Source organism: Microcella sp. (assembly GCF_033763155.1).
GTDB lineage: Bacteria > Actinomycetota > Actinomycetes > Actinomycetales > Microbacteriaceae > Microcella.
In genome coordinates, this window is sequence record NZ_JANRKZ010000055.1 from 1 (window position 1) to 2,585 (window position 2,585).

Genomic DNA, 2,585 nt, shown 5'->3' on the forward strand with positions numbered 1-2,585 from the left:
CCGCGATGAATTCGATGCCCTTCGACAACACGATGCGGTTGACCCAGATCGTGCGGGGAATGCGGGTCGACCGCACGAGCTTGGCGTCTTTCGTGAAGGCGCGGGTTGCGTCGCCGACCGCGCCGTTGAACCACATCCACGGCAGCAATCCCGCGAGCAAGAACACGATGTAGGGCTCGTAGCCGATCGTACGATCAACCACCTGGGTGAAGACGAACCAGTAGATGACCGCCATCACGAGCGGGTCGAGCACCGACCACAGATAGCCAAGAAACGACGTTGCGTACCGAACCTTGAGGTCACGGCTCGTGAGCAACCACAGCGATTGCCGATACACCTGTGCGGCAGAGCGCGGCGGGCGCGGCGGCGGGGCTGTGGTCACGAACGATAACGCTACGGCACGCACGCCCTCACTCTCGTGAATGGCGGCGGCACAGCCCCTCGCCGGGACTGTCGACCGATCTAGACGTGCAGGTTGGCGCGCTCGAGGTCTTCGGCGAAGTCGATCTCAACGGCGTAGAGGTCGCTGATGTCGACGGGCTCAACCGTGATGCCATCGTGCTCGATCGCCAGCTCGATGCCGCGCTCGAAATAGTCTTGGTCGGCGCACTGCTTGAGGTGGCGCATGAGCACCGCCTTGTCGCGGCTCGAGATGTAGTTGATGCCCACGGCTTCGCCGAGGCCGCCGGTCACCGTCTTCGAGAGCTTCTGAATGAAACCTTCGGCGTCGACCGTGTACTTCACCTCTTCGTCGCTCACGGTCGAGGTGTTCACGCTCACGAACGAGCGGTCGGCGTGAACGAGGGTCGACACGCGCACGAGAACCTGCGGGTCAAAGACGACGTCACCGTTCATCCACAGCACGCCGTGCTTGCCGGTCGCCTTGAGGGCACGCAGCAGGCTCTTCGACGTGTTGGTCTGGTCGTACTGCTCGTTGTAGACGTAGTCGACCTCGGGGAAGGCATCGATGATGTGCTCGAGCTTGTAGCCGACGACGGTGGTGATGGTCACGTCGGTACCGAAAGCGGCGGCAATGTTGTCGTGCTGCTGGCGCATGATCGTGCGGCCATCGCTCAGCTCGGTGAGCGGCTTCGGAAGCTCGCGGCCCAAGCGGCTGCCCATGCCCGCGGCGAGAATAACGACCTGAGTGGTCATAAGTGGACTCCTGATGTGTCTGCGTAGATGAAGGGACACATCGTTGTGCGCCTCAAGTTTACGGGCGATGACCCCGAAAAGACACGGTGTGTTCACCTATTGTTTCCGAACCGTGACCGACGCCCTGCCTGTGTACGTGGGGCGGGGCGAACAGAGGGGTTGGTAGCGTTAGGGCTGTGGAATCCTCGCCAGCATCGCCCAAGCGCACGGGGAAGCCCCACCGACCCGGTCGCCCGTCGAAGCCCGCGCCCCGGTCTGGTTCAGCGGCAGTGCATCCCACAAAGCCGGCTGCTCTCGCTCCCGTGGTGCTTGCCGTGAGCAGTCTGCGCAAGTCGTATGGGGGGTCGCGCGCCGTCGACGACGTTGACCTCTCCGTGCGACGAGGCTCGATCTTCGGTTTCGTCGGGCCCAACGGCGCGGGCAAGACCACAACCCTGTTGATGATGACCGGGCTGCTGCGCCCCGACGCGGGAACCGTGACGGTGGGGGGTGTCGACGTCTGGCAATCACCCACGACCGCCAAGCGCACGATCGGCGTCTTGCCCGACCGCATGCGGGTGTTCGACCGGCTGACGGGCGCGCAAATGCTCTACTACGCCGCCGTATTGCAGGGCCTCGACCGCATGGCAGCGCGCGAGCGCACCAACGACCTTGCCCTCGCACTCGGCCTCGACGGTTCTCTCGACCGCCCCGTGCGCGATTACTCGGTCGGCATGGTCAAGAAGATTTCTCTGGCTGCGGCCATGATCCACTCGCCGTCGGTGCTCGTTCTCGATGAACCGTTCGAGTCGGTCGACCCGGTCTCGACCGCCCAGGCTGTCGACCTGCTCAAGCGCTTCGCCGCAGCGGGCGGCACCGTGGTGCTCTCGAGTCACAACATGGACCTCGTCGAGCGCACGTGCGACAGCGTCGCGGTCATCGTCGATGGTCGCATCCTCGCGGCAGGGCCCCTCGATGACGTGCGGGCCGGGCAGCGCCTCGAAGAACGATTCGTCGAGCTTGCCGGCGGTCGCGTGGCAGTGGAGGGCTTGGAGTGGTTGACCACGTTCTCCGATTGAAACTGACGCTGCTCGCCTCGGCATTTCGGCCCGGAAAGTCGCTCGGCGGCGCACTCTTCGTGGTCGCCCTCGGTCTGGCGGTGGGCGCGGGAGTCATCGTTCTTGCCCTCACGCTCGATGTGCAGCAACCGGCGCATCGCGCGGGCATGGTGATCGTCGCCGCAGCTCTCTCGCTGGCCATCGCTGTGGCGCCGCTCAGTGCCGGCCTGGGCTCGGCACTCGAACCGCACCAGTTCGCGTCGTATCCCCTCGACCCTCGGCGCCTCGCGGTGTCTCTTGCCCTCGCGGGTGCGGTCGGTCTGCCGGGTGCTCTTGCCGTGACCCTGGCCAGCTCGCTCGTCATTGCGTGGCGAGACACGCCCGCGGCCGCGG

At 65.2% G+C, this 2,585-nt stretch carries 3 protein-coding genes and 1 pseudogene; 2 read left to right on the top strand and 2 right to left on the bottom strand.

What is annotated here, in order from left to right:
• Together SFU54_RS02285 and SFU54_RS02290 are read right to left on the bottom strand one after the other, a co-directional pair.
• On the bottom strand, positions 1-382 hold a 382-nt coding region (locus SFU54_RS02285), incomplete at its 3' end, for an ABC transporter permease (protein WP_319014699.1).
• Between the two features lie 80 nt (positions 383-462).
• Entirely contained in the window at positions 463-1,155 is a 693-nt protein-coding gene (locus SFU54_RS02290; protein ID WP_319014700.1) for a phosphocholine cytidylyltransferase family protein, read from the bottom strand.
• Between the two features lie 269 nt (positions 1,156-1,424).
• On the opposite strand from SFU54_RS02290, the gene SFU54_RS02295 reads away from it, so the two are divergent.
• Positions 1,425-2,213, top strand: coding sequence for an ABC transporter ATP-binding protein (locus SFU54_RS02295; RefSeq protein WP_319014701.1), 789 nt, complete (start codon positions 1,425-1,427; stop codon positions 2,211-2,213).
• A pseudogene (locus SFU54_RS02300) lies at positions 2,189-2,585 on the top strand (ABC transporter permease); the annotation flags it as partial. The gene SFU54_RS02295 and the pseudogene SFU54_RS02300, both read left to right, overlap by 25 nt.

Coding starts and splice junctions, on each gene's coding strand:
- SFU54_RS02290 (WP_319014700.1), bottom strand. CDS start 1,155: ATGACCACTCAGGTCGTTATTCTCGCCGCGGGCATGGGCAGCCGCTTG.